The organism is Sphingomonas sp. GM_Shp_1 (assembly GCF_026540895.1).
Lineage (GTDB): Bacteria > Pseudomonadota > Alphaproteobacteria > Sphingomonadales > Sphingomonadaceae > Sphingomonas.
Genome location: NZ_JALNUR010000006.1, coordinates 35,098 through 60,153 on the forward strand (window position 1 = coordinate 35,098; position 25,056 = coordinate 60,153).

Annotated in this window: 24 protein-coding genes; 10 read left to right on the forward strand and 14 right to left on the reverse strand. The window is 68.0% G+C overall.

The features are described from left to right. Positions 1–160 precede the first annotated feature (160 nt). Positions 161–595, reverse strand: a complete 435-nt coding sequence (locus OXQ33_RS05120) for a hypothetical protein (RefSeq protein WP_267433618.1) — start codon at positions 593–595, stop codon at positions 161–163. Between the two features lie 197 nt (positions 596–792). On the opposite strand from OXQ33_RS05120, the gene OXQ33_RS05125 reads away from it, so the two are divergent. The 6 genes from OXQ33_RS05125 to lexA are packed head-to-tail and all read left to right on the forward strand — an operon-like array spanning position 793 to position 5,624. Then, complete coding sequence (locus OXQ33_RS05125; protein ID WP_267433619.1) at positions 793–1,407, forward strand: aminodeoxychorismate/anthranilate synthase component II; 615 nt, start codon at positions 793–795, stop codon at positions 1,405–1,407. After that, positions 1,404–2,399, forward strand: coding sequence for an anthranilate phosphoribosyltransferase (trpD, locus tag OXQ33_RS05130; protein WP_267433620.1), 996 nt, complete (start codon positions 1,404–1,406; stop codon positions 2,397–2,399). The genes OXQ33_RS05125 and trpD overlap by 4 nt, the downstream gene beginning before the upstream one ends. Then, the gene (gene trpC, locus OXQ33_RS05135) at positions 2,396–3,172 is read left to right on the forward strand and encodes an indole-3-glycerol phosphate synthase TrpC (protein ID WP_267433621.1); all 777 of its coding nucleotides are present in this window, start codon (positions 2,396–2,398) and stop codon (positions 3,170–3,172) included. Before trpD ends, trpC begins: the two co-directional genes overlap by 4 nt. Next, on the forward strand, positions 3,169–3,636 hold the full coding sequence (gene moaC / locus OXQ33_RS05140; protein WP_267433622.1) for a cyclic pyranopterin monophosphate synthase MoaC: 468 nt from the start codon (positions 3,169–3,171) through the stop codon (positions 3,634–3,636). The genes trpC and moaC overlap by 4 nt, the downstream gene beginning before the upstream one ends. A gap of 58 nt (positions 3,637–3,694) precedes the next feature. Continuing rightward, positions 3,695–4,879, forward strand: coding sequence for a gephyrin-like molybdotransferase Glp (glp, locus tag OXQ33_RS05145; RefSeq protein WP_267433623.1), 1,185 nt, complete (start codon positions 3,695–3,697; stop codon positions 4,877–4,879). 55 nt (positions 4,880–4,934) lie between these two features. Continuing rightward, complete coding sequence (lexA, locus tag OXQ33_RS05150; protein ID WP_267433624.1) at positions 4,935–5,624, forward strand: transcriptional repressor LexA; 690 nt, start codon at positions 4,935–4,937, stop codon at positions 5,622–5,624. Here the strand turns inward: lexA and OXQ33_RS05155 are convergent. Then, positions 5,615–7,711, reverse strand: a complete 2,097-nt coding sequence (locus tag OXQ33_RS05155) for a ComEC/Rec2 family competence protein (protein WP_267433625.1) — start codon at positions 7,709–7,711, stop codon at positions 5,615–5,617. The genes lexA and OXQ33_RS05155 overlap by 10 nt on opposite strands. 79 nt (positions 7,712–7,790) lie before the next feature. Between OXQ33_RS05155 and gltX the strand changes: the two genes are divergently transcribed. From gltX to OXQ33_RS05170, 3 genes are read left to right on the forward strand one after another with little or no spacing between them, the layout of a single operon-like run. After that, positions 7,791–9,227, forward strand: a complete 1,437-nt coding sequence (gene gltX, locus OXQ33_RS05160; protein ID WP_267433626.1) for a glutamate--tRNA ligase — start codon at positions 7,791–7,793, stop codon at positions 9,225–9,227. A 2-nt stretch (positions 9,228–9,229) separates the two neighbouring features. Further along, on the forward strand, positions 9,230–10,513 hold the full coding sequence (locus OXQ33_RS05165) for a citrate synthase (protein WP_267433627.1): 1,284 nt from the start codon (positions 9,230–9,232) through the stop codon (positions 10,511–10,513). Between the two features lie 3 nt (positions 10,514–10,516). Continuing rightward, on the forward strand, positions 10,517–10,726 hold the full coding sequence (locus tag OXQ33_RS05170; RefSeq protein WP_267433628.1) for a hypothetical protein: 210 nt from the start codon (positions 10,517–10,519) through the stop codon (positions 10,724–10,726). A 45-nt stretch (positions 10,727–10,771) separates the two neighbouring features. Here OXQ33_RS05170 and OXQ33_RS05175 read toward each other — a convergent pair whose 3' ends face one another. The 4 genes from OXQ33_RS05175 to OXQ33_RS05190 all read right to left on the reverse strand — a co-directional run bounded on the left by OXQ33_RS05175 (position 10,772) and on the right by OXQ33_RS05190 (position 14,804). Continuing rightward, on the reverse strand, positions 10,772–12,136 hold the full coding sequence (locus OXQ33_RS05175; protein ID WP_346015341.1) for a HAMP domain-containing sensor histidine kinase: 1,365 nt from the start codon (positions 12,134–12,136) through the stop codon (positions 10,772–10,774). Beyond that, on the reverse strand, positions 12,133–13,143 hold the full coding sequence (locus OXQ33_RS05180; RefSeq protein ID WP_267433629.1) for a DUF2336 domain-containing protein: 1,011 nt from the start codon (positions 13,141–13,143) through the stop codon (positions 12,133–12,135). Before OXQ33_RS05180 ends, OXQ33_RS05175 begins: the two co-directional genes overlap by 4 nt. A gap of 104 nt (positions 13,144–13,247) precedes the next feature. Beyond that, positions 13,248–14,378: a hypothetical protein gene (locus OXQ33_RS05185; RefSeq protein ID WP_267433630.1), complete on the reverse strand. Its 1,131-nt coding sequence runs from the start codon at positions 14,376–14,378 to the stop codon at positions 13,248–13,250. 132 nt (positions 14,379–14,510) lie between these two features. Then, positions 14,511–14,804: an Hpt domain-containing protein gene (locus OXQ33_RS05190; RefSeq protein WP_267433631.1), complete on the reverse strand. Its 294-nt coding sequence runs from the start codon at positions 14,802–14,804 to the stop codon at positions 14,511–14,513. Between the two features lie 102 nt (positions 14,805–14,906). On the opposite strand from OXQ33_RS05190, the gene OXQ33_RS05195 reads away from it, so the two are divergent. Continuing rightward, entirely contained in the window at positions 14,907–17,234 is a 2,328-nt protein-coding gene (locus OXQ33_RS05195) for a hypothetical protein (protein ID WP_267433632.1), read from the forward strand. Between the two features lie 120 nt (positions 17,235–17,354). Here the strand turns inward: OXQ33_RS05195 and OXQ33_RS05200 are convergent, their stop codons facing one another. The 8 genes from OXQ33_RS05200 to OXQ33_RS05235 form a co-directional block, all read right to left on the reverse strand. Continuing rightward, complete coding sequence (locus tag OXQ33_RS05200) at positions 17,355–17,723, reverse strand: VOC family protein (RefSeq protein ID WP_267433633.1); 369 nt, start codon at positions 17,721–17,723, stop codon at positions 17,355–17,357. A 32-nt stretch (positions 17,724–17,755) separates the two neighbouring features. Further along, entirely contained in the window at positions 17,756–18,481 is a 726-nt protein-coding gene (locus OXQ33_RS05205; protein ID WP_267433634.1) for a YafY family protein, read from the reverse strand. A 1-nt stretch (position 18,482) separates the two neighbouring features. Further along, positions 18,483–18,758 carry a DUF1467 family protein gene (locus tag OXQ33_RS05210; protein WP_267433635.1) on the reverse strand — a complete coding sequence of 92 codons (276 nt, stop codon included), beginning with the start codon at positions 18,756–18,758 and terminating at the stop codon, positions 18,483–18,485. A 3-nt stretch (positions 18,759–18,761) separates the two neighbouring features. After that, on the reverse strand, positions 18,762–20,396 hold the full coding sequence (locus OXQ33_RS05215; protein WP_267433636.1) for a ribonuclease J: 1,635 nt from the start codon (positions 20,394–20,396) through the stop codon (positions 18,762–18,764). A gap of 138 nt (positions 20,397–20,534) precedes the next feature. Then, positions 20,535–21,317 carry a type III pantothenate kinase gene (locus tag OXQ33_RS05220; protein ID WP_267433637.1) on the reverse strand — a complete coding sequence of 261 codons (783 nt, stop codon included), beginning with the start codon at positions 21,315–21,317 and terminating at the stop codon, positions 20,535–20,537. A gap of 10 nt (positions 21,318–21,327) precedes the next feature. Next, on the reverse strand, positions 21,328–22,032 hold the full coding sequence (locus tag OXQ33_RS05225; RefSeq protein WP_267433638.1) for a biotin--[acetyl-CoA-carboxylase] ligase: 705 nt from the start codon (positions 22,030–22,032) through the stop codon (positions 21,328–21,330). A 5-nt stretch (positions 22,033–22,037) separates the two neighbouring features. Further along, entirely contained in the window at positions 22,038–23,501 is a 1,464-nt protein-coding gene (gene nuoN / locus OXQ33_RS05230; protein WP_267433639.1) for an NADH-quinone oxidoreductase subunit NuoN, read from the reverse strand. Next, complete coding sequence (locus tag OXQ33_RS05235; RefSeq protein WP_267433703.1) at positions 23,501–25,051, reverse strand: NADH-quinone oxidoreductase subunit M; 1,551 nt, start codon at positions 25,049–25,051, stop codon at positions 23,501–23,503. The genes nuoN and OXQ33_RS05235 overlap by 1 nt, the downstream gene beginning before the upstream one ends. Positions 25,052–25,056 lie beyond the last annotated feature (5 nt).

Genomic DNA, 25,056 nt, shown 5'->3' on the forward strand with positions numbered 1-25,056 from the left:
ACTGCCGTCGCCTCAGGCTCAACCTCTCTCCGTCCTCCGCGCCTCCGCGCGAACACATTCTTCGCGTCTTCGCGTGAAAATGTATCCGGACCGGTTCCAGACCCCGGCCTTCGCCGAGGTGTTTCGAGATCAAGTAATGGCGTCAGGGGCGACGACCGCCTCAATCCCCGTCGGCAGCCGGCGGGGTCTGCTCCGCGCGGCGGGCGCGGCGTTCGTCGGCGAACTGGCGGTTCCAGGTCATGCTGCATCCGCTCTGCCCGCCCGTGCCGACCGGCGAGCAGGTATCGGGGATGCCGCCCGCGACACGCCCGACCTGGTCCATCGTCGCGGCGCGGTTGACCCAGCTCTGGTTCTGCGCCGGGATCGGCTTGTCGTCACGCAGGCCCTTGGGGATGCGATAGGGTTCGTCGTCGCGGCCGCAGACCACCACTTCCTCGGCGGTGCTTTCCGGGCATTTCTGATCGCCGGTCAGCGTCACCTGCCGCACCCGCTTGGGCGGCTGGCCGGTCGCGGCCTGCTGGTCCTGCGTCGCCTGTTGCGCAAACGCGGCGCCCGGGGTCAGCAAGAGGGCGGCAATCAGGGCGGCTCGGACCATGGCAACAGGACTCCTTTGAGACATCAACGTCGAACGCGGCGCATGGCTCCACGCTGAACGGTTCGCCCTAACGGCGTCTTTCGGGCGAAATTGCGGCCATGTATCGTCAAGTCCGTCCGGGCCCGGCATACCGCCCCACATCCCGATTGCGTCAAGCAGGCGTTGCACCGCCCGCACGATCGGCTATGGCGGTCCCCATGATCCTGGTCGTCGACAATTACGACAGCTTCACCTGGAACCTCGTCCATTATCTTCAGGAATTGGGCAGCGAGGTGGAGGTGGTCCGCAACGACGCGATCTCGGCGGGCCAAGCGCTGTCGTCGGGGGCGCAAGCCTTTCTCATCTCCCCCGGCCCCTGCACGCCGACCGAAGCGGGCGTCAGCCTGGACCTGGTCGCCGCCGCCGCCGATGCGGGCCGTCCGCTGCTGGGCGTATGCTTGGGCCATCAGGCGATCGGCCAGCATTTCGGCGGGCTGGTCGAACGCGGCGGGCTGATGCACGGCAAGACCTCGCCCGTCCATCATGACGGCACGGGGCTGTTCCGGGGCCTGCCCTCCCCCTTCACCGCGACCCGCTATCACTCGCTGATCGTCAACGACGTGCCCGACAGCCTGGTCGTCAATGCGCGGGCCGAGGATGGGACGGTGATGGGCTTTCGTCACGCGACGCTGCCGATCCACGGCGTCCAGTTCCACCCTGAGAGCATCGCCACCGAATATGGCCATGCGATGCTCGCCAATTTCCTGCGCGAGGCCGGGATCGCGCACGACCTGCCCGAACGGCTTCGTCCCCCGGTCGAGCGTGCGGCGTGACCACCATCGCGCTGCTGCCCGATCCCGTCAGCCCGCTGTCGCGCGAGACGGCCCATGCCGCCTTTGCCGACATTCTCGACGGGCGGGCGGATGACGAGGCGACCGCCGACTTCCTGACCCGGCTGGCCGAGCGCGGCGAAACCTCGATCGAGATAGCCGAGGCCGCCCGTGCCATGCGGCAAAGGCTGATCCCGATCGAAGCGCCGCCCGGCACCATCGATGTGTGCGGCACGGGCGGCGACGGGCATCACACGCTCAACGTGTCGACCGCCGTGTCGCTGGTCGTCGCGGCGCTGGGCGTGCCGGTCGCCAAGCACGGCAACCGCGCCGCCTCGTCCAAGGCCGGCGCGGCGGACACGCTGGAGGTGCTGGGCCTCGACATGGAGCGTGCCGGACAGGTGGCGCAGGCGAGTCTAGCCGATATCGGCATCGCCTTCCTCTTCGCCGCCAACCACCATCCCGCCATGGCGCGGATCACCCCGATCCGGCGGCGGATCGGGCGGCGGACGATCTTCAACCTGATGGGTCCGCTCGCCAATCCGGCGCATGTCGGGCGTCAGTTGATCGGCATCGCGCGGCCCGATTATGCGACGGTCTATGCCGAAGCGCTGGAGCAGCTCGGCGCGGAGGCCGCGCTGGTCGTGTCGGGCGAAGAGGGCCTTGACGAGCTGTCGGGTGCGGGGCCCAGCATCGCGGTGTCGGTGGGCGGCATCGACGCGCCCGCCACGATCTCGCCGGAGGATGCGGGCCTGCCCCGCCATCCCATCACCGCCATCCGTGGCGGCGACGCGCGGCACAATGCCGAGGCGCTTCGCCGTCTCCTCGCCGGAGAGCCGGGCGCGTATCGCGACGCCGTTCTCCTCAATGCCGCCGCGGCCCTGCTGGTCGCCGGGCATAGCGCCGACCTGTCCGAAGGGGCCGTGGCCGCTGCTCGCGCGATCGATACGGGTGATGCCGCGGCGCTTCTCGATCGATGGATTGCCTACCGATGACGATGCTCGACCGCATCCTGGAAACCAAGCGCGCCGATGTCGCCGCGCGCAAGGCGACGATGTCGCTCGCCGATCTCGACGCCAAGATCGAAACCGTCTCCGCGCCCCGCGGCTTTCGCGCCGCGCTGGACGCCAAGACCGGCCATGCGCTGATCGCCGAGGTGAAGAAGGCCAGCCCGTCCAAGGGCCTGATCCGCGCCGATTTCGATCCCCCCGCCCATGCCCGCGCCTATGAGGCCGGGGGCGCCGCCTGCCTGTCGGTGCTGACCGACGAACGCTGGTTCCAGGGGGCAGACGCGTTTCTGGAGCAGGCCCGCGCGGCGGTGTCGATCCCGGTGCTGCGCAAGGACTTCATGGTCGATCCGTGGCAGGTGCATGAGTCGCGCGCGCTGGGCGCCGATGCGATCCTGATCATCGTCGCGGCGCTCGACGATACGCAGATGCAGGAGATCGAGGCCGCCGCCATCGAATGCGGGATGGACGCGCTGGTCGAGGTCCATGACGCCGCCGAGATGGAGCGCGCCGCCCGGCTCAAGTCGCGGCTGATCGGGGTCAACAACCGCGATCTGCGCGACTTCACGGTCGATTTCCAACGCACCTATGAACTGGTCGGGCGCGCGCCGGAGGGCAGCACCTTCGTCGCCGAGAGCGGCCTGACGACCCGCGCCGATCTCGACGCGATGGCCCAGCATGGCATCCATTGCTTCCTGATCGGCGAAGCCCTGATGCGCGAACATGATGTCGAGGCGGCGACCCGCGCGCTGATCGGATGAGCGGCCTTACCCATCTGGACGATAGCGGATCGGCGCGGATGGTCGATGTCAGTGCCAAGTCGGTGACCGCCCGGCAGGCGGTGGCGGAAGGGCGCGTCACCATGTCGCCCGAGGCCGCCGCCGCGATCCGCGCGGGCAGCGTCCAGAAGGGCGATGTGCTGGCCGTGGCGCGCGTCGCGGGCATCATGGCCGCCAAGAAGACCAGCGACCTCATCCCGCTGTGTCACCCCCTGCCGCTCAGCAAGGTCGAGATCGACCTGGCGCTGGATGCCGAGGGAGTCACCGCCACCGCCACCGCCGCGACGGCGGGGCAGACGGGCGTGGAGATGGAGGCGCTTGCCGCCGTTACGGTAACGCTGCTGACCGTCTATGACATGGCCAAGGCGTTGGATAAGCGCATGACGATCGGCGACATTCGCCTGTTGTCGAAGACCGGCGGCAAGTCCGGCGACTGGCACGCCTGACGCCGGGAACGCGGCCGGGAACGCGGATCGCGGTCTAAGCGTCCTTGGGCCAACAGGAGTGACCGTCATTCTTCTACCCGTCGCCGAAGCCCAGCAGCGCCTGCTCGCCCTCGCCACCGAGCGTCCCATCGTCGAACTGCCCTTGCGCGAGGCCGCCGGTCGCTGGGCCGCGCGCGACATAGCGGCGATACGGACCCAACCGGCGAGCGACCTGTCGGCGATGGACGGCTATGCGATCCGCTTCGCCGATATGCCGGGCCCCTGGACCGTCATCGGCGAAAGCGCGGCGGGGCGGCCCTTTCCCCATGCGATCGAAGCGGGTCAGGCAACGCGTATCTTCACCGGCGCGGCGCTGCCCCCCGGAGCCGATACGGTGCTGATCCAGGAGGAAGCGGGCCGTGACGGCGCGACATTGACCCTGACCGGCGAGGGGCCTGCGCATCGCGGGCGCAACGTCCGGCGGCGGGGGCTGGATTTCACGGCGGGCGACCGGCTGATCGCCGCCGGGCAGCGCCTGACCCCGGCCCGCATCGCGGTGGCGGCGACCGGGGGGCATGGCACCCTGCCCGTCCGCCCGCGCATCCGCGTCGCCATCGCCGCAACCGGGGACGAACTCGTGCCACCGGGACTTGGCGACCCCGACGCCCTGCCCGAATCGAACGGCGTGATGCTCGCCGCGATGCTGGCCGACCTGCCGGTCGACATCATCGATCTGGGTATCCTGCCCGATGATCTGGGGCGGTTGCGTGACGCTTTCGCGGGGGTGGACGCCGATCTGCTGGTTACGACCGGCGGCGCGTCGGTGGGCGATCATGACCTGGTCCAGCCCGCCTTGAAGGCCGCCGGGGGGAGCATCGATTTCTGGCGCATCGCGCTGCGCCCCGGCAAGCCGATGATGGCGGGGCGGCTGGGCGAGACGGTGGTGCTCAGCCTGCCGGGCAACCCGGTTTCGGCGTTCGTCACCGCGACGCTGTTCGTTCGTCCCCTGATCGCGCACATGGCGGGCGCGGCGGACCCCTTCCCCGCGCCGATCCCCGCGATATTGGGAGAGGATCTGCCCACCAACGGGCCGCGCATCGACTATCTCCGCGCCGCGATGATCGACGGACGGGTCCATGCGGCGGCGATCCAGGACAGCTCGATGCTGCTCACTCTGGCGCGTTCGACCTGCCTGGTGATCCGCCCGCCGCATGCCCCGGCGGCTCTGGTGGGCGACTCGGCGGAAATCCTGATGCTCGCTTGACGCAAGCCCAAACGTTCCATATAAGTTCCACGTCTGTTCTGGACGGAGGATCGCGATGCTCACCGCAAAGCAGCATGAGCTTGTCTGCTTCATCAATGACCGTTTGAAGGAAACCGGCGTGTCGCCGTCCTTCGAGGAGATGAAGGAGGCGCTGGACCTCAAGTCCAAGTCGGGCGTCCATCGCCTGATCTCCGCGCTGGAGGAACGCCACTTCATCCGCCGCCTGCCCAATCGCGCGCGCGCGCTGGAGGTGTTGCGGATGCCCGATCGGCCCGAAAAGCCCCTGGCGGCTTCGGCATCGGCTGCGACCTCCGACACGGTCCGCGGCCCGTCGCTCCGCCCCGTGGCGGAGCCCGCCAACGACGTGGTCGAAATCCCGCTGCACGGCCGGATCGCCGCCGGCCTTCCCATCGAGGCGTTCGAGGGTAGCTCGACCCTGGCCGTGCCCGCCGCTCTGCTGGGTTCGGGCGAGCATTATGCGCTGGAAGTCTCGGGCGATTCGATGGTCGAGGCGGGGATTCTCGACGGCGACTATGCGCTGATCCGCCGGACCGATGTGGCACGCGACGGCCAGATCGTCGTCGCGCTGATCGACGAGGCCGAAGCGACGCTCAAATATTTCCGTCGCGAGGGTTCGATGGTTCGGCTCGATCCGGCCAACCGCGCTTATGATCCCCAGCGTTACGCCCCCGCGCAAGTGCGGGTGCAGGGCAGGCTGTCGGGTATCCTGCGCCGCTACGACTGAGCCGGAGGGGTCGCTGTCGCGGCGGCCTCGATCCAGGGGTGACGGTCGCCCGGTCGATGCACCATGTCGACCTGCGGCGGACCAAGCCGGATGGTCACTCCGCCCGTCCGTCGCAGGGCTGGCGCATCGAGCTTCAGCCAGCGCGGACGGCAATCGGGCGGCAAGCGGCGGTCGGCGATGACGATGTCCATGCGTTGGCATAGCGCGATCAGGTCGCGCCAGGGCACCGCATAGCCGCTCCGGGTTGCGGCGATCCGCCAGACCTTGCCGTCCCGCTCGACCCGCGTGACGCACATATCCGGCCCGCATCGTGCACCGGGTCGATCGGCGAGCGCCTGCGGTTCCCCGTCGGCCCCTCCCATTTCCGACAGAGCCGAGCGCATATAATCGCCCGCCCGGTCGCGCAGCAGGGCGACTCCCTTGCCGCTGACCATCGCGACATGGCGTCCGTCCCCCGTGACGATCAGGTCGGGCGTCGGGGCGAGCAGCATCGCGATGAAGCCCAGGGCGAGCATCGGCAGACCCAGCCACCGCCAGCGGGTCCGCCACAGCGCCACCCAGAGACCGCCGCCCACCGCCGCCGCAAAGGCCCAGCCCGGGGCGACCGGCAGCGCGACGACCGCGCCGGGCATCGCGGCGACCTGGTGCGCCAGCGCCAGCAGCAGGCCCAGCGACCGCCCGAGCAGCCACCAGAAGGGTCCGGCCACCCCCAACGGCTCCAGCAGCAGCGCGATCATCTCCAGCGGCATCGCGACGAAGGTGGTCCAGGGGATGGCGACGATATTCGCCATCGCGCCATAAAGTCCGGCCTTGTGGAAATGGAAGATCGCGATCGGCATCAATGCCAGCTCGACCATCAGCCCGGTCACCAGCAGCGCCGCCAGATGGCGAAGCGCCGACCACCGCCAGTCCGGATGCGGCCCGAACCAGCGCCGCATCGCGGGATGATCGTGCAGCGCGACGATGGCGGTGATCGCCGCGAAGGAAAGCTGGAAACTCGCCCCCATCAGCGCCTCGGGCCGGAAGAGCAGGACGATCAGCGCCCCCGCCGCCACCAGCCGCAGGGTCATCGCCTCCCGCCCCAGCGCGAGCGCCGCCAGCACCAGCATCGCCGCCACACAGGACCGGATCGTCGGCACCTCCGCCCCGGTCAGCCAGGTATAGCCGATCGCCGCGACCGCCCCCGCCGCCGCCCCCAGCAACGGCAAGCGGACCCGCAACGCCAGCCAAGGCCATAGCGCCAACAGCCGCACGGTCAGGACCATGACGATCCCGACCACGGCGGTGATATGCAGGCCACTGACCGACAACAGATGGGCGAGCCCCGCCCTGCGCATCGCCTCCGCATCCGAATCATCGATCGCGCCCACATCTCCGGTGGCGAGCGCCGCCGCAATGCCGCCTTCGCTGCCCGCGATCCGCGCCGTGATCCGCGCCGACAGACGCTGCCGAAGCCCCATGGCCTTGGGTGCGGGACGCAACAGCGTAACCGGGGCGAAGCCACGCCCGGTCGCGCCGATCCCCTGAAACCAGGCGGCCCGCGCAAAGTCATGCCCGCCCGGCGCGACCGGACCCGCAGGCGGCATCAACCGGGCCCGCAAACACACCCGAGCGCCCGCGCCCAGCCCTTCGATCGCATCCTCCTCCGCCAAGGAAACCCGGATGCGCGGCGGCAAGGTCAATGCGCGTCCCCGACCATCGCGCGCGGCCAGCGGATGCAGCATCAGCCGCACGACCCGCCGTGCCGCCAGCCGATCCACCCCCTCCACATCCGCCACCAATGTCGCGATGGTCGGTCGGCCGAGCACCGGAGCCCCCACCGATTCGGCACGCGCCCAGGCGAGCAACACCCCCGCGCTCACCAGCAACGCCGCCATCCCCAGCATGCGCGGCACCCGTCCGCCATCCGCCAGCGTCGCCGCGCCGAGCCCCATTCCGGCCAGCGCCAGCACCACGGCGATCCACGCACGTGGATCGGGCAGCATGAACCATGCGGCGATCCCGACGCCCAGCATCACCGGCAGCCATAGCGGCAACTGGTTCCGCTCCGCCTCGGCCCAATGTTCCAACACGCGAAGGCGCGGCATTTGGCGGCGCGGACGCTTGATGCTAGGGGCTGCGGCGGCTGAATGGGCCATCGGATTTCATGATTGGGAGTATGCGCGGTTGAGCGCAACAGATGATATCGCCGCCGGATCGAACGCCACGCCCGTGGTGACCCGCTTCGCGCCCTCGCCGACGGGTTTCCTGCATATCGGCGGCGCGCGCACCGCGCTGTTCAACTGGCTGTTCGCCAAGGCCAATGGCGGCAAGTTCCTGCTGCGTATCGAGGATACGGACCGCGCCCGCTCGACCCAGCCCGCGATCGACGCGATCCTCGACGGCATGCGCTGGCTGGGCCTGGATTGGGACGGCGAGGCGGTGTTCCAGTTCGCCCGCGCGGATCGCCATGCCGAGGTGGCCAAGGAAATGATGGCGCGGGGCCACGCCTATCGCTGCTACATGACCCAGGAGGAGATCGCCGCCCAACGCGAAGCGGCGCAGGCCGCCAAGCAGCCGTTGCGGATCCGCTCGCCCTGGCGCGACGCTGACCCCGCGACCGCCCCCGAAGGCCAGCCCTTCGTCGTCCGCCTGCGTGCGCCGCGTGAGGGGGCCGTGACGATCGAGGACCGGGTACAGGGCAGCGTCACCGTCCAGAATGCCGAACTGGACGACCTGGTCCTGCTCCGCTCGGACGGCACGCCCACCTATATGCTGGCGGTGGTGGTCGACGATCACGACATGGGCGTGACCCATGTGATCCGGGGCGACGATCACCTGAATAACGCCTTCCGCCAGTTGCCGATCTACAAGGCGATGGGCTGGGCCGAGCCCGTTTACGCGCATATCCCGCTGATCCACGGATCGGACGGTGCCAAGCTGTCCAAGCGGCACGGCGCGGTGGGGATCGAGGCGTATCGCGACGAGATGGGTATCCTGCCCGAAGCGCTCGACAATTACCTGCTCCGCCTGGGTTGGGGGCATGGCGATGCCGAAATCATCGCGCGCGAGGATGCGGTGAAGTGGTTCGACCTGTCCGCCGTGGGCAAGGCCCCGTCGCGCTTCGACCTGAAGAAGCTCGAGAACCTCAACGGCCATTATATCCGCGAAGCCGATGATGCGCGCCTGGCCGACCTCGTCGCCCAGCGGATGGGCGTCGAGAATGTCGCGCTGCTGACCGCCGCGATGCCCTCGCTGAAACCGCGTGCCGCGAATCTCAACGAACTGGCCGATGGCGCGCGTTTCCTTTTCGCGACCCGTCCGTTGACCATGGACGAGGCGGCGCAGGGCCTTCTCGACGAAAAGGCACGCAACATTCTCGTTTCGGTACACACCGCGCTTGACGCGGTGCACAACTGGGATACGGAGCTTTTGGAAGACGCGGTACGCAAGGTGGCCGAGGCAGAGGGCGTCAAGCTCGGCCAGGTCGCCCAGCCGCTCCGCGCCGCTTTGACCGGACGCAAGACGTCTCCGGGGATCTTCGACGTGCTCAGCCTGTTGGGCCGTGAGGAAAGCCTGGGTCGGATCGCGGACCAAATGACCGCAGATAGGAAGGATCACTGAGCATGAGCGATACCGCGAATTTCAACATCGGCGGCAAGGGCTTCGACTATCCGGTCATGTCGGGCTCGATCGGCCCGGACGTGGTCGACATCCGCAAACTCTATGCCCAGACGGGCGCCTTCACCTATGATCCCGGCTTCACCTCGACCGCGTCGTGCCAGTCGAAGCTGACCTATATTGACGGTGACGAAGGCGTGCTGCTGCACCGCGGCTACCCGATCGGCGAACTGGCCGAGAATAGCAGCTTCATGGAAGTGGCCTATCTGCTGCTGAACGGCGAACTGCCGAACAAGGCGGAACTGGAGGGCTTCAACACCACGATCACGCGCCACACCATGGTGCATGAGCAGTTGGCCGCGTTCTTCCGTGGCTTCCGCCGCGATGCGCACCCGATGGCGATCATGTGCGGCGTGATCGGTGCGCTGTCGGCCTTTTATCACGATTCGACCGACATCCACGATCCGGTGCAGCGGACCATCGCCTCGCACCGCCTGATCGCCAAGATCCCGACGATCGCGGCGATGGCGTATAAGTACAGCGTGGGCCAGCCCTTCCTGTACCCGGACAACTCGCTGTCCTACACCGGCAACTTCCTGCGCATGACCTTCGGCGTTCCGGCCGAGCCCTATGAGGTGAACCCGGCGGTCGAAAAGGCGATGGACCGCATCTTCATCCTCCATGCCGACCATGAGCAGAACGCATCGACCTCGACCGTCCGTCTGGCGGGTTCGTCGGGCGCCAATCCGTTCGCGTGCATCGCGGCGGGCATCGCCTGCCTCTGGGGTCCGGCGCATGGCGGCGCGAACGAAGCCGCGCTCAACATGCTGCGCGAGATCGGCACGCCCGAGCGCATCCCCGAGTTCATCGCGCGCGCCAAGGACAAGAACGATCCGTTCCGCCTGATGGGCTTCGGTCACCGCGTTTACAAGAATTACGATCCGCGCGCGACCGTGATGCAGAAGACCGTGCGCGAGGTGTTCGACGCGCTGAAGGTCAACGACCCGTTGTTCGAGACGGCGCTCCGCCTCGAAGAGATTGCGCTGAACGACGATTATTTCGTCGAGAAGAAGCTGTTCCCGAATGTCGACTTCTATTCGGGCGTGATCCTGTCGGCGATCGGCTTCCCGACCGAGATGTTCACCGTGCTCTTCGCCCTGGCCCGCACCGTCGGCTGGGTTGCGCAGTGGAACGAGATGATCACCGATCCCGACCAGAAGATCGGCCGTCCGCGTCAGCTCTACACCGGCCCGACGCAGCGCTCGTACGTTCCGGTCGAGCAGCGCTAAGTCATGAACCGGGCCCGGCCGATCCTGATCGCCATCGGCGTCCTTCTGGCGCTGACGGGGCTTTTGTGGATCGGTCAGGGCCTGGGTTATATCCGCTGGCCACAGGAGAGCTTCATGCTCGGCCAGGGCGAATGGGCCGATCGCGGCGCGTTCGTCGCGATCGCCGGACTGGTGCTGATCCTGGTCGCGCGGCGCTTGCCCAGGCGGCGCTGATCGATCCGGCGGATGTGGAAAAGGGCTCCTTCGGGGGCCCTTTTTCTATCGGGCGCGCAGGCCCAAAGTGAAGGTAGCGCCCAGCCCCGGCTCGCTCTCGACCGTCAGGTCGCCGCCCATCGCCCGCGCCAGCCGCCGCGCGATATAGAGCCCCAGGCCATTGCCGCCGGGCTCGGACGGATCGACCCGCTCGAATTTCTCGAAGATGCGCGGCTGGTCTTCGGGGGCGATCCCCTTGCCGTGATCGGTGACGCGGACCATCGCCCAGTCATCCTCCCGCGCGACGCTGACCACCACTTCCCCGCCATGGGGGGAGTAGCGCAGGGCATTGCCGATCAGGTTGATCAGGATCTGAAGCGAGCGGCCGAAATCGCCGATCGCGCTCATCCCCTCCGCCATGCCGGGGCGACGGATCGTCACCCCGGCCGCATCGGCACGCACGGCCAGCAGTCCGGCGGCACGGCGCGCGACATCGGCCAGATCGAGCGGTGTCGCGGCCAGGCGGAAGTCCGGCTGCTCGATCGCCTGCAACTCGACCAGATTGTCGACCAGCCCCAGCAGATGCCGCCCCGCATGGGCGATATCCCCGGCATATTCGGCATAGTCCGCCGCGATCGGCCCGTCGGCACGCGCCGCGATGCTGTCGGCGTTCGCGACGATCCGGGCGAGCGGCGTGCGAAGCGCTCGGTCGAGCCCGGCGGTGAAGCTCTCGGTCAAGGGCGGCTGATGGATCGGCGACGGGGTGTCGCCCTCCCCCTCGCCCGGCTGATCGATCAGGAAGGTCGCACCGGTCAGCCCCGCGATGCCGCCCATCCCGTCATGCCGGATCGCCGCCGACAGCCGGACGGGCGCATCGGTCGGGCGAAGCCGGGCGCAGCGACCGTCGAGCGGCGCGGCGTCGCGCATCAACGCATGGGAATCCCCCGTCGCGGGATCGAAGGCGAACAGCGCGTTCAAAGGCTGCCCGAGCAATGCGTCGGGATCGAAGCCGTATCGCATCCCCGCCTCGCGCGACAGGAAGGTCAGGCGCAGCGCGGCGTCGGTCTCCCAGCGGAAATCGGCTCCCATCGCGGCATGGTCGGGCGGCGTCGCGACGGGCCGCCAGGCGGATTGGTCTCGCCAGCCGCTGACGCTCAGCCTTATCTGCCCCGTCTCGGGTCGCGCCTGCACCCACAGGTCGAGATCGCCTTCGTCATCGGCGACCCGCACCTTGCGCGACACGGATATTCCCAGACGGCGCGCCAGGCGTGCGATCCGCGCGATGGGCGCGACCGCCATCGGATCGTCCGCGCCGCCGCCAGCGCGCATGTGGAGCAACTCGATGGGCGGGTCGGCGGAGAGGAGATGATCGCCCGCGTCCAATATGGCGCGCGCCACCATCGATTCGCCGGGGCCGTCGATCGAGGTCAACGCGCCGCCCCCTCGTCCAGCCGCGCCATGGCATCGCGAAAGGCGCGCGGCAGGCCCAGCGTGGCGATGGCGCGCCGCGCGTCCGCCGCCGGGATCGCCATGATCGCATCCAGCGCCTCGGCAAAGCCGTCCACGTCGCGTCGCCCATCCGCCTCCGACAGGGCAAGCCCGATCCGCGCCACCGCCGCGCGGCCCAGGTCGAGCGACCGCAGGACCAGCCAAAGCCGATCGCCCTCCGGCTCCAGCACGATGTCGCGCAATTCTTCATGCTCAATGCCCGTGGCATGGGCGAGCAGCGCGATGAACAGGCCGAGTTGCCGATCCGACAGGCTTTCCAGCAGAAGGTCGGGCAGTTCGGCGGGACGCGCATCGATCGCCTCGGCCAGCCTCAGGACCGCGGCCCCCGGGCCCTCCGCCTCGCCATGCGCGGCCAGCACCCGCTCCGCCGCCTGCGCCAGGGCACGGTCCAGCCCCGCATCGTCGCCCTGACGCAGCGCGGCGGCGACCGTCCAGACCAGATTGCGACGCACCGCGCCGGGCAAGGCGATCGCCTCGCCATCCGCTTCCACCATGCGCGCGCGGCCCTCGGCGGCCAGTACGGCGCGGGCCGACGCGGCGACGATCCGGTCCGGCGCTTCGATCAGGCGAACGAGCAGGCTGGGCGCGTCGCCCGCCATGTTTTCCATGGGCAGCGCTTCGGCCAGCATCTGCTGGCGGACCTGCGCGACCAGTTCGGCGACCAGATCGGGGGCGTGGAGCAATCCCGCGCGCCGCATTCGCGCTATCGCCTCCGCTGGCGAAGGCGGAGCGACGGGATCGCGTTCGCCATCGTCCTCGGCGCGCAGCCGTTCGGCCTGGTGCAGCAGGTCGGCGGCGGTCGTTTCGACCAACGCGTTCAACCGCGCCGCGACCTCGAACCGTATCCGGTCGGTCAGTCGCGAATCATCGTCGAGCCGCAGGTCGGCCACCGCGCCCTGACGCCGTGCGGCGGCACGCATACGCGCCATGGCCACCCGCTCGGATAGCCGAGCGTGCTGCCAATCAAGGGCATCAAATGGGTCCGGTGCGACCGCCATCCGGCATCGCTAATGCCTTTGATGTTAAAGCGACACTAAACTTGCGCGCGTAATGTCTCGATTGCGGACGCCAAAGTGACAATCGCATAGATGATCGCGATCACCAGTCCGCCGAGCGTCATGCCCAGCATGGTCGCGGGCAGGACGACGAGGAGATAGGCCGGAGGGCTGGCCCACCAGCGCCGCCGAAAGCGATACAGCGCCGCCCGCTCTGTCAGAATCGCCAGGACGATCAGCATGATGGCGAACATCGGCGCCAGATCGTCGGCCCATAGGCGATAATGCTGCCACCCCAGCACGGCGATGGCGAGCGCGGCCAGCCCGGCGATCAGCGCCGAATGCGCCCGCACCGCCCCCTGTTCGTCGCGAAGCCCCGCCAGCGTCTCGGCCAGCCCCAGACCCAGCGTACCGATGATCGTGACGATCAGTCCGAAAGCGGGCAGCCCGAAACCGATCAGCACCAGGCCCAACAGGCCCAGTCCGGTCCCCACTCCGCCCGCGACATGCGCGGGCACGGCCCGCTCGACCAGACGCGGCAGGCTCAACCGTGCGATGGGGGCCAGGATATAACGATCGAACCAGCTCCGCCGCCCTGACACCAGCCGGGCGACCACCGCGCGCCCCTGTGCATCCAGGGCCTCGGCGCGGTGGACGATGCCATGCCCGGCCTTTTGCGCATCGCCGGGCAGCAGGATATGGGTCGCATGCGCCTGTGCCGCGAGCCTTAGCAGCGTCGATTGCAGGTCGTAATCGCGCGGCAGGGCGGCGACCTCGGCCACGCGACGCGGATCGACCCGCGCGACGCCCGCCCAGGCCATCTGGCCGCCGACCCGCTCCAGCCCCGCCTCGGCCCCCGCCTCCGGCACGACGACCAGCGCGTCATGGCCGGTGTCGCGCAGCACGAGCGCGATCGTGTCCTCGGTGGTGATCAGGCCGTCGGCGAGCACCACCAGTCGCGACAGGGGATGCAGCTTTTCCGCCGCTTCCACCGCGCTGCGCACCGTGTCGACCACCACACCGCGCTGGGCGATACGGGCGATGGCGCCCAGCAATTCGGGGGTCAGCCGGGCGACCACGATGATGATCTGCGCCGCGCCCGCCGCGATCAGCAGCCGGGCCTGATATTCGATCAGCGTCACGCCGGCGAACGGCAAGGTGGCCGTCAACCGCCCGGGGCGGTCGTCGGCGTCGTCAATCGCAAAAAGAAGACCGGACAGCATCGTCCGCTGTTAGGCGCTCGGGGCGGTCCTTGCCAGCCCCGACCGCACGCCCTCGCCCACCTCGCTAAAACGCGGGATTCAAAGGCGGGCGACGAGCTTCCCGATCTGGTCGAGCAGCGCGGCGTCGCGGCCGTCGCGCTCCGCCGCCTGGGCGGCCAGGGTCATCAGCGGCAGGGCGTTGACGCTCGCCGCCAGTCCCTTCAGCCGCAGGGCGGCCTCACGCCATTCCTGACCGTTTTCCGCCAGGTGCATCACCTCCAGCACATGGGTGACGCCCTCGACGAAAGCACGGCGCAGATCCTGGATGACGGCGGGCTCATCGCCGGCAACTGCCGCCAGGGCGGAGTCGATCGTTCCATGTTCGTAAGTCATTGCCCCCTCATAAACCGGAACCCGCCCGCCACGGAATAGCGCAAATCGCTTCCTGCGGCGGGCAAACGTGATAAACCGACCCATTGTGACACGGGGGCTTTGATGATCGTGGATGTGCGCGCGGAGCGTCAGGACAGGTCGGACATGCCGGAAACGGCGTCGGATATGGCCGACCATGGCGCGCCGTATACGGCCCATAATGACGCGCCGGACATGGCCGCGATGACCGGCAGCCCCTGGCTGGACGAAGGGGCGGGCCCCGATCCCGTGGCCGAGGAGCCCGCCGCGCGCTGGCCGATGATGCTGGCACTGGCGGGGGCGATCGGCTGGGTCGGGGCGGTCGCCGCCTGGGGCCTGTCGCGCTCGGGCGAATTGTCGATCGCCACCCTGCCGCCCCTGATGACGCTCGCGCTGGCGGGGCCGATGACGATCGCCGTCCTATGGCTGATCGTCCAGCGCAACAGTCGCGCCGAGCAGCGCCGCTTCGCCCTGACCGCGCATGAGATGCGGGCGGAGGCGGCGGCGCTGGAACGCGCGGTCGCCGCCATCGGCCAGGCGCTCGCCACGAACCGGGGCGAACTCGCGGCGCAGGCGGAAAGCCTGTCCGACATGATGGAACTGGCGCAAAGGCATTTCACCACCATCGCGCGCGACCTGACCGACGATATCCAGATGGTCGAGGCACATGGCCGCACCCTGGCCGATGTCGCCGCGACCAGCGGAGCCAGCCTGACCCAGTTACTCGGCGCGCTGCCCCAGGCTGCGGAGGATGTCAGCGAGGCGAGCGACCGGATGGCCGATATCGTCCGCGCGGCGGAAACGCATGTCGCCGCGCTGGACGCGCAACTGGTCGCGCTGGGGCGGCGCGGACAGGATGCCGACACCATCGCCAGCGGCGCGGCGATGCGCCTGGCCACCCATATCGAACAGATGGAGGCGACCAGCCGCTCCGCCAGCCAGCATCTGGAGAAGATCACCGCCACCGTTGCGACGACCATCGACGCCCTGCTCGACCGAACCGCCCAGGCCATCGATCGATTGGGCCAGAGTCTGGGTACGCAAAGCGAAACGATGCTGGCCATGATCGGCGCGAACCAGACGGCGCTGGACAGTGCGGCGCGCGACAGCGCCGAAGCGCTGGCCGAGCGGATCGCCGGTGTCGATGCCGCCGTCGCCCGGCTGACCGAGGAACTGGATGCCCAGCGTATCGCGGGCGAGGCGATCGTCCAGTCGCTCGACGGCGAACTGGAACGGGTCGAGACGCGGATCGCGCTGCTCCATACGCAGGGCACCGAAAAGTCGCAGATGCTGGCCGCCTCGATCAGTGCGCTCGGTGGATCGGCCGATGCGATGACCGGCGCGCTGGAGGCGGGCGAACAGATGGCCAACCGCGTCATCGGCACGACCGAGACGCTGCTGATCGCGCTCGACGCCGCCGCGCGCGAGATGGACGAGACCCTGCCCGAAGCGCTCGACCGGCTGGACCAGCGGATTCTGGGCAGTCACGAGATCGTCGTGCGGACCAAGCCCGAACTGCTGGCGCTGGTCGCCGCGGCGGAGAGCACGCACGAGGCGATCGAGGCGATTGCCGACGTCATCGCCGAACAGCGCCAGACGCTGGAAACGCTGTCGGGCTCGCTGATCGAAACCCTGTCGAGCGGGCGCGCCAAGGCGGATGCGCTGGGCATGATGGTGGACGAGACCATCGAACGCTCGCACCGTTTCGCTGACGAAGCCGCCCCCAAGCTGGTCGATGCGCTGCTCCGGGTGCGCGAAACCGCCGCGACCGCCGCCGAAAAGGCGCGCGAGACGCTGGCCGACGTCATTCCCGAGGCCGCCCATGCGCTGGAACTCGCCAGCGCCGAGGCGATGCGCCGCGCCACCGGCGACACGGTCGAGCGTCAGGTCCATGCCATCGTCGACGCGACACAGGGCGCGGTCGAAGCCGCCACCCGCGCGACCGAGCGGCTGGCCAAGCAGGCCGATCTCATCGTCGAAAAGACCGCGATCGTCGAATCCCGGCTGGAGGAAGCACGGACCGAGCGCGAGGAAGCCGAACGCGACAATTTTGCGCGTCGCGCCTCGCTGCTGGTCGAATCGCTCAACTCGGCGTCTATCGACATCGCGAAAATCTATGCGCCCGAAGTCACCGACAGCGCCTGGGCCGCCTATCTGAAGGGCGATCGCGGCGTCTTCACCCGGCGGGCCGTGCGGATCCTCGACTCGCATCAGGCGCGCAACATCGCCGATCTGTACGATGACGATGCCAAGTTCCGCGACCATGTGAACCGCTACATCCATGATTTCGAAGCGATGTTGCGCGGGGTGCTTGCCCAGCGGGACGGATCGCCGCTGGGCGTGACCCTGTTGTCGTCGGACATGGGCAAGCTCTACGTGGCGCTCGCCCAGGCGATCGAGCGATTGCGGTAACGGGGCGGACTTCCGACCAGGCTCGGTGCGAACCGAGGTTCGAGACACGCAAGGGATCAAGCGGGCCAGCCACCCCCCGCTCAGCCTGAGCGAAGTCGAAGACCACGCCCCGCCCTCGCCTCATCCGTTCAGCGCATAGACCCGCAACCGATGCCCGTCCGGATCGAGCGCGACGAAGCTTCGCCCGAAAGGCCGGTCGGTCGGCGGCATCAGCATGGTCACGCCTTGCTCGACCCAGTCGGCGTGGCACCGGTCGACACCTTCAGTGCTCTGCTTGAACCCGATCTCGATGCTGCCTGTCACCCCGGTCGCGGGCGGATCGATCACGTCGCGACGCCAAAGGCCGAGCGCCTGACCGGACGACAGGAGGAACAGGACAAAGGCCTCGCTGGCATCCACAGGCTCGCGGTCCAAGACCCGGCGATAAAAGTCGGCACTGACGGCCGGATCGGCGACGTGCAGCAGGATGGTGGTGGTGGGACATTCCATGACGAGGCTCCTTGGTTCGAGAGGAGATTTGCCTAGTCGGGACCCGCGTCAGTTTCCGTCAGCAGGAAACGCTCCTGCGGAATGCCCTGGGCCTCGCTCCATTCGCGCAGCAGCACCGCACGGCGACGCGGATAGCGATCGGGCAACGGGCGGGCGGTGACGATCCGGTCGATGCGGAAGGTGCGATAGTCGCCCCGCAACTCGCACCAGCCGAGCAGCACGTCCGCCCGGTCGAACAGCGCGATCGCGAAGGGCCAGATGATCCGTTCGGACGCAGCCCCCTCGGCATCGCGGTAGATCAACGACAGGCGGCGCTCGCTGCGGATCGCTGCGCGCAAGGGCGCGGGATCGACCTCCGCCTCATACGCCTCGGAGCGCGAGGCGATGAACAAATGGGTGCCGCGCATCGCCTCGGCCTGTTCCGGCGTCATCGCGCGCATGATCCGCGCGACCGCACTGCGCGCCGCCTGCCCCATGGCCGGGTCCGCTCGCTCGGCCACCCAGCGCGCGCCGAGCACCAGCGCCTCGACCTCCTCAACCGGGAAGCTCATCGGGGGCAACAGAAAACCGGGTTTCAGGCGATAGCCCAGCCCCGCCTCGCCCTCGATATCCGCGCCCATCGCCTGAAGCGTGGCGATGTCGCGATACAGGGTGCGCAGCGATATACCGAGTTGCTCGGCCAGATGCCGCCCGCTGACGACGCGGCTCTGGCGGTGGAGCAGGTGCAGCAGGTCGAACAGGCGGGACGCGCGCGCCATGTCAGACGCCCCGGCTCACCCCGCTCCAGTCGAGCATATCGGCGGTGATCCAGCCATAGACATAGTTCAGGTAGAACAGCCCGAACATCATTGTCGCGACGATCGTGGTGCGAAGGAAGAAGCGGCCGATCAGAAAGACATGCGGCGCGCTTTCGGCGGTGCCGGGGATATGTTCCGCACCGACCTCGTGCGTAGTCCTGACCCCGAAGGGCAGGACCAAGAACACGGCGAGGAACCAGAACAGGACGTAGATCGCGAGGGCCGACGTCCAGTGCATGGCTTATCCCTCGATCAGCAGGACGTCGACGATCGGCTTCTTGCCGGTCCAGCGGGTAGCGACCTTGCGCACCGACAGGCGAATGTCCTCGCGCAGCTTGTCGGTGGCGCGGCGCGGGCCGTCCACCGCCTTGGCAGCGGCGGCGATCGCCTCGGCGATGAACGCATCGCGTTCGTCCTCGACCGGCACGCCCTGGACACGGACCTGCGGGCTGCCGACCAGCCGGCCCTTGGCAACCGCGACGCCGACCGAAATCTGGCCGTTGATCGCCAGCTTGCGCCGCTCGTTCATGGTCGAGCCGTCCGAGGGCAGGATGACGTCGCCGTCCAGCACCAGCCGACCGACCGGGACATTGCCGATCTTGGTGGCATTGCCCGGCAGCAGGCGGACCATATCGCCGTCCGACTGAACCAGCGTCTGCGGCACGCCCTGCGTCGTCGCGAAGCGGGCATGTTCCATCATGTGCCGCATCTCGCCATGGACCGGCATCAGCGTGCGTGGCCGCAGCCATTTGTACATCTGCGCCAGTTCGGGCTGGCCGGGATGGCCGGAGACATGGACATGCGCCTGGCGCTCGGTGACCATGCGGACGCCCTTGCCCGCCAGGATGTTCTGGATACGACCGACCGCCGTCTCGTTGCCCGGAATCTGGCGCGCCGAGAAGATCACCGTGTCGCCGGTGTCGAGGCGGATCGTGTGGCTGCCCTCGGCGATGCGCGACAGGGCGGCGCGTGGCTCGCCCTGGCCGCCGGTCGCGACGATCAGGACGCGGTCCTTCGGCAGGCGCATCGCGGTCTCGGGATCGACCGTCTCCGGGAAGCCCTTGAAGTAACCACAGGCCTTGCCGACCTTCAGGATCCGGTCGAGCGAACGGCCGGTCACGCACAGCTTGCGCCCCGTCTCCTTGGCCACCTCGCCCAACGTCACCAGACGCGCGGCATTGGAGGCGAAGGTGGTGACGACCACGCGCCCCTTGGCCTTGGCGACCGTCTCGGCGATGCCGGGGCGGACGCTGGCTTCCGAGCCCGAGGCCTCGGTGTTGAACGCATTGGTGGAATCGCACACCAACACGTCGACCCCACGGTCGCCGATCGACGACAGTTGCGCCGGGCTGGCGGGCTTGCCGATCACCGGGGTCGCATCAAGCTTCCAGTCACCGGTATGGAAAACCCGCCCGACGGCCGTTTCGATCAGCAGCGCATTCGCCTCGGGGATCGAGTGCGACAGCGGCACGAAGGTGAAGTCGAACGGACCGACCTCAAAGGTCTTGGCCGTTTCCATCACGCGGATCTTGACGCGGTTGGCGCTGCCCTCTTCCTCCAGCTTGCCGCGGACGAGCCCGGCGGTGAAGGCAGTGGCATAGATCGGCACGCCCAGGTCTTCGGCCAGATAGGGCAGCGCGCCGATATGGTCCTCATGACCATGGGTCAGCACGATGCCGACCAGATCGTCCAGCCGGTCCTCGATGAAGCTCAGATCGGGCAGGATCACATCGATGCCGGGATAGGCCGGATCGGCGAAGGTGATGCCGCAATCGACCATCACCCACTTACCTTCGGTGCCGTACAGGTTCACGTTCATGCCGATTTCGCCCGAGCCACCGAGCGCGCAGAACAGCAATTCTTTCTTGGGAGTCATTCACTTCCTGACAATGGAAGCCCCTCCCCGCTGAAAGCGGGGCCCAGGGGCATTTCGGATTGCGCCGGTCAGGGCGCGGTCATTCCTTCGCGGATACGGACGCCCTGCGGCTTTTCGCGGGCTGTCCGATCCGAAACTTCAGCGTCCAATATGGGCGCGTTCCCACAGGATCGCCAGCCCCTGAATGGTCAGGTCGGGTTCGATATGGTCAAAAACATCGGTATGCGGGCTGAGCAACGCCGCCAGGCCGCCGGTCGCCAGCACCTTGACCGGGCGCCCGACCTGCGCCTTCAGCCGCGCGACCAGCCCCTCGATCATCGCGACATAGCCCCAGAAGATGCCGATATGCATCTGGTCCACCGTGTTGCGGCCGATCACGCTCCGGCTCGCCGGTGCCTCGATGGCGATACGCGGCAGCTTGGCGGCGGCGGTGACGAGCGCGTCGAGCGACAGGTTGATGCCCGGCGCAATGATCCCGCCCTTATAGGCCCCCTGATAATCGCTGATGTCGAACGTCGTTGCGGTGCCGAAGTCAATGGTGATCAGGTCGCCCGGATGAAGCTCATGCGCTGCGATGGTGTTGACCGCCCGGTCCGCGCCGAGCGAAGCGGGCTCGTCGACGTCGATCGCGATCCCCCATTCCACCGGCGCACGCCCCGCGATCAGGGGCTCGACCTTGAAATATTTCTGCGCCAGAACCTGGAGATTATGAAGCGCACGCGGCACGACGGTGGCGATGATGACGCCGGTCACGTCCTCGCGCGCATAGCCTTCGAGCGCGAGCAACTGGCTGAGCCACACCGCATATTCGTCGCCCGTGCGGCGCGGATCGGTTGCGATACGCCAGCGCCCCTTGATCGTCCGCCCGTCGAGCAGCGCGAAGACCACGTTCGTGTTCCCGGCATCGATCGCAAGCAGCATGGTTCGTCCCTCAGACCAGGAAGATGTCACCGGCGTGGATGACATGGGTCACGCCATTCGCCAAGCCGAGCCGCAGCGCCCCGTCGCTTGCCAGCCCCTCGAACGCGCCGGTCAGCACCTGCCCGTCGGGCAGCTTCGCGGTCAGCGAAGTGCCGCGCGGATGGGCCCGTGCCTCCCAGCGTTCGATGACGGCGGACAGGCCATGTTCGCGCCAGATCGCGACCCAGCGGGTCATCGCGTCGGCGAGCAGCGCCTGCATCGTCGCGGGCGCGACATCGACGCCATGATCGCCGAGCGCGGTCGTGGCGCGGTCGGGAAGCTGCGGGGCCGACGCCAGATTGATCCCCATGCCGATGACGACCGCATCGCCGCTACGCTCCAGTAAAATACCCGACAGCTTGGCGCCGTCGATCAACAGGTCGTTGGGCCATTTCAGGCTCAGCCGCGTGCCGATATCGGGAAGGCAGGCCCGAACGGCCTCCTCGATCGCGACGGCGGCAACCAGCGCTAGCGTGGCGGGCACGGGGTCGCCAGCGCGCAATCGCACCAGCGTCGACCCATAGAAATTCCCCGAAGGCGAAGACCAGTCCCGCCCCTGGCGTCCGCGCCCCGCCGTCTGGCGATCGGCGCGGAGCCAAAGGCCGTCTTCACTGCCCGCTTCCGCAAGCTGGCGAAGATCGGCATTGGTCGATCCCGTTTCCGGGACGTGCAGCAATCGGCTCAGAACAGCGCCCGTGCCGCCGCCAGCGACCAGGCGCCGAGCAGCGGGATCGCGAGATACCCGACCGGCGAGACGAACAGCGCCGACAGGGCGATCAGGCCGTTCTCGACCGGCTGGACGTCGCTATTGTCCCAAACCCCGGCTGGCTCATCGAAGAACATCGTCTTGATGATGCGCAGGTAATAATAGGCACCGATCACCGAGGCGACGACACCGATCACCGCCAGCGGGAACAGGCCCGCCGCGACCGCCGCATTGAACACCGCGAACTTGGCGTAGAAGCCGAGCAGCGGCGGAATGCCCGCGACCGAGAACATGAAGAACGCCATCGCCCAGGCCAGCGCCGGACGCGTCCGCGACAGGCCCGACAGGCTGGCAATCGACTCCAGCGGATTGCCGTTCTCATCGCGCATACGGATGACGATCAGGAACGCACCCAGCGTCATGATGACGTAGATGGTCAGATAGGTCAGCACCGCCGCGACGCCCTGCGCCGTGCCCGCCGCCAGACCGATCAGCGCAAAGCCGACATTGTTGATCGACGAATAGGCGAGCAGCCGCTTGATGTTGGTCTGCCCGATGGCCGCGACCGCACCCAGGATGATCGACGCAAGTGCCGCGAAGGTCACGATCTGCTGCCACTGCTGCGCGGCCGAGCCCATCGCCTCGACGGCGACGCGGATGGCCAGCGCCATCGCCGCGACCTTGGGGGCCGAGGCGAAGAAGGCCGTCACCGGGGTCGGTGCGCCTTCATAGACGTCCGGGGTCCACATGTGGAACGGCACCGCCGACATCTTGAACGCCAGCCCCGCAAACACGAACACCAGGCCGAACATCAGGCCCAGCGAGCGCGTCCCCATCGCCGCGTCGCGACCATAGGCGCCCGCGATCTGCGCGAAGTCGGTCGAACCGGTGAAGCCATAGACCAGCGAGATGCCATAGAGCAGGATACCCGAAGCCAGCGCGCCCAGGACGAAATATTTCAGGCCCGCTTCCGCCGAACGGCTGTCGCGACGCATGAAACTCGCCAGCACATAGGCCGACAGGCTCTGCAGTTCGAGACCGACATAGAGGGTCAACAGGTCGCCCGCCGACACCATCATTCCCATGCCGACCGAGGAGAGCAGCATCAGGATGGGATATTCGGGCCGCAGATCCTCACCCGGCGAGCGGGTGAAGAAGCGCGGCGCCATAATGATCGCCACTGCGGTCGCCAGATAGATCAGCACCTTGGCAAAACCGGCAAAGGCATCCGCCCGGTACAGGCCACCGAAAGCCAGGCCGCCGGTGGTTGCCGGGCCAGCGAGCGCGATCATCGCCCCCGCCAGCACGAACACCGCCGCAATCGAGATGCCACGCGTCGAGGCGGTTCCGCCCCAGGCAGCGACGAGCATCAGCGCAATCGCGCCGAGGGTCAGCACCAGCTCGGGCAGGACCATCAAAAGGTTCAACGAATAGCTCATCAGTGCGCCTCCCCGTGCGCAGCTTGGTGCTCAGGGGCATGGGTGGTCACAAGCGCAGGGTTACCGGCGGTGGGGCGGCTGTCCGAACCGGGGTTCGCCCGGTCGATCCGCTGCAACAGCACGGCGACGTCCTTGCGCATCGGCGCCAGGAAGCTCTCCGGATAGACGCCCATCCACAGCGTCACCGCCGCGATCGGGGCCAGCAGCCACAACTCGCGCGCCGACAGGTCGGGCATCGCCGCCACCTCGTCCGACTTGATCTCGCCATACGCGACCCGCCGGTAGAGGTAGAGCATGTACGCCGCGCCCAGGATGATGCCGGTCGTGCAGAGCAGCGCGGTCCAGGTCGACACCTGATAGGTGCCCATCAGCGACAGGAACTCGGCGACGAAGCCGCTGGTGCCCGGCAGACCGATCGACGCCATGGTGAAGAATAGGAACAGCACGGCATATTTCGGCATGTTAATCGACAGCCCGCCATAGCGTGCGATCTCGCGGGTGTGCAGACGGTCATAGATGACGCCGACGCACAGGAAGAGCGCGCCCGACACCAGGCCGTGGCTGAGCATCATGATCATCGCGCCTTCGATGCCCTGCTGGTTGAAGGCATAGAGGCCGATGGTCACGATCGCCATGTGCGCGACCGACGAATAGGCGATCAGCTTCTTCATGTCGGACTGCACCAGCGCGACCAGCGAGGCATAGATCACGGCGACGGCCGACAGCGCGAAGATCAGCCAGGTCAGCTGTCCGCTCGCCTCCGGGAACATCGGCAGCAGGAATCGCAGGAAGCCATAGCCACCCAGCTTCAGCAGCACGCCCGCCAGGATGACCGAACCCGCCGTCGGCGCCTGCACGTGCGCATCGGGCAGCCAGGTGTGGACGGGCCACATCGGCATCTTGACCGCGAACGAAGCAAAGAAGGCGATCCACAACCAGGTCTGGACCGAGGCCGGGAAGTCATAGGCGAGCAGCGCCGGGATCGAGGTCGTGCCCGCCGTGCGCGCCATATAGAGCATCGCAACGAACATCAGGAGCGAGCCGAGCAGCGTGTACAGGAAGAACTTGTACGACGCGTAGATGCGGTTCGCCCCGCCCCAGATGCCGATGATCAGATACATCGGGATCAGGCCGGCTTCAAAGAAGACGTAGAAGAGGAACAGATCCTGCGCCGCGAAGGTGCCGATCATCAGCACCTCGGTGAACAGGAACAGGCCCATATATTCGGGCACCCGCTTGTCGATCGCGCGCCAGCTGGCGCCGATGCAGATTGGCATCAGGAACACGCTGAGCATGATCAGCAGCAGCGCGAAGCCATCGATGCCGAGCGACCAGCCGAACGGGCCGAAAATGCCCGGCGCATGTTCGACGAATTGCCACTGGGCGCCGCCCACGTCGAATTGCGTCCAGAGCACGATGCCCAGGGCGAAGTCGACCAGCGTGGCGGCGAGCGCCAGCATGCGCGCGCCCTGCGCGTTGAGGAAGAGGCAGGCGATCGCGGCAACAGCCGGGACCGCCAGCATGACGGAGAGGATCGGGAAGCCCTGCATCACGC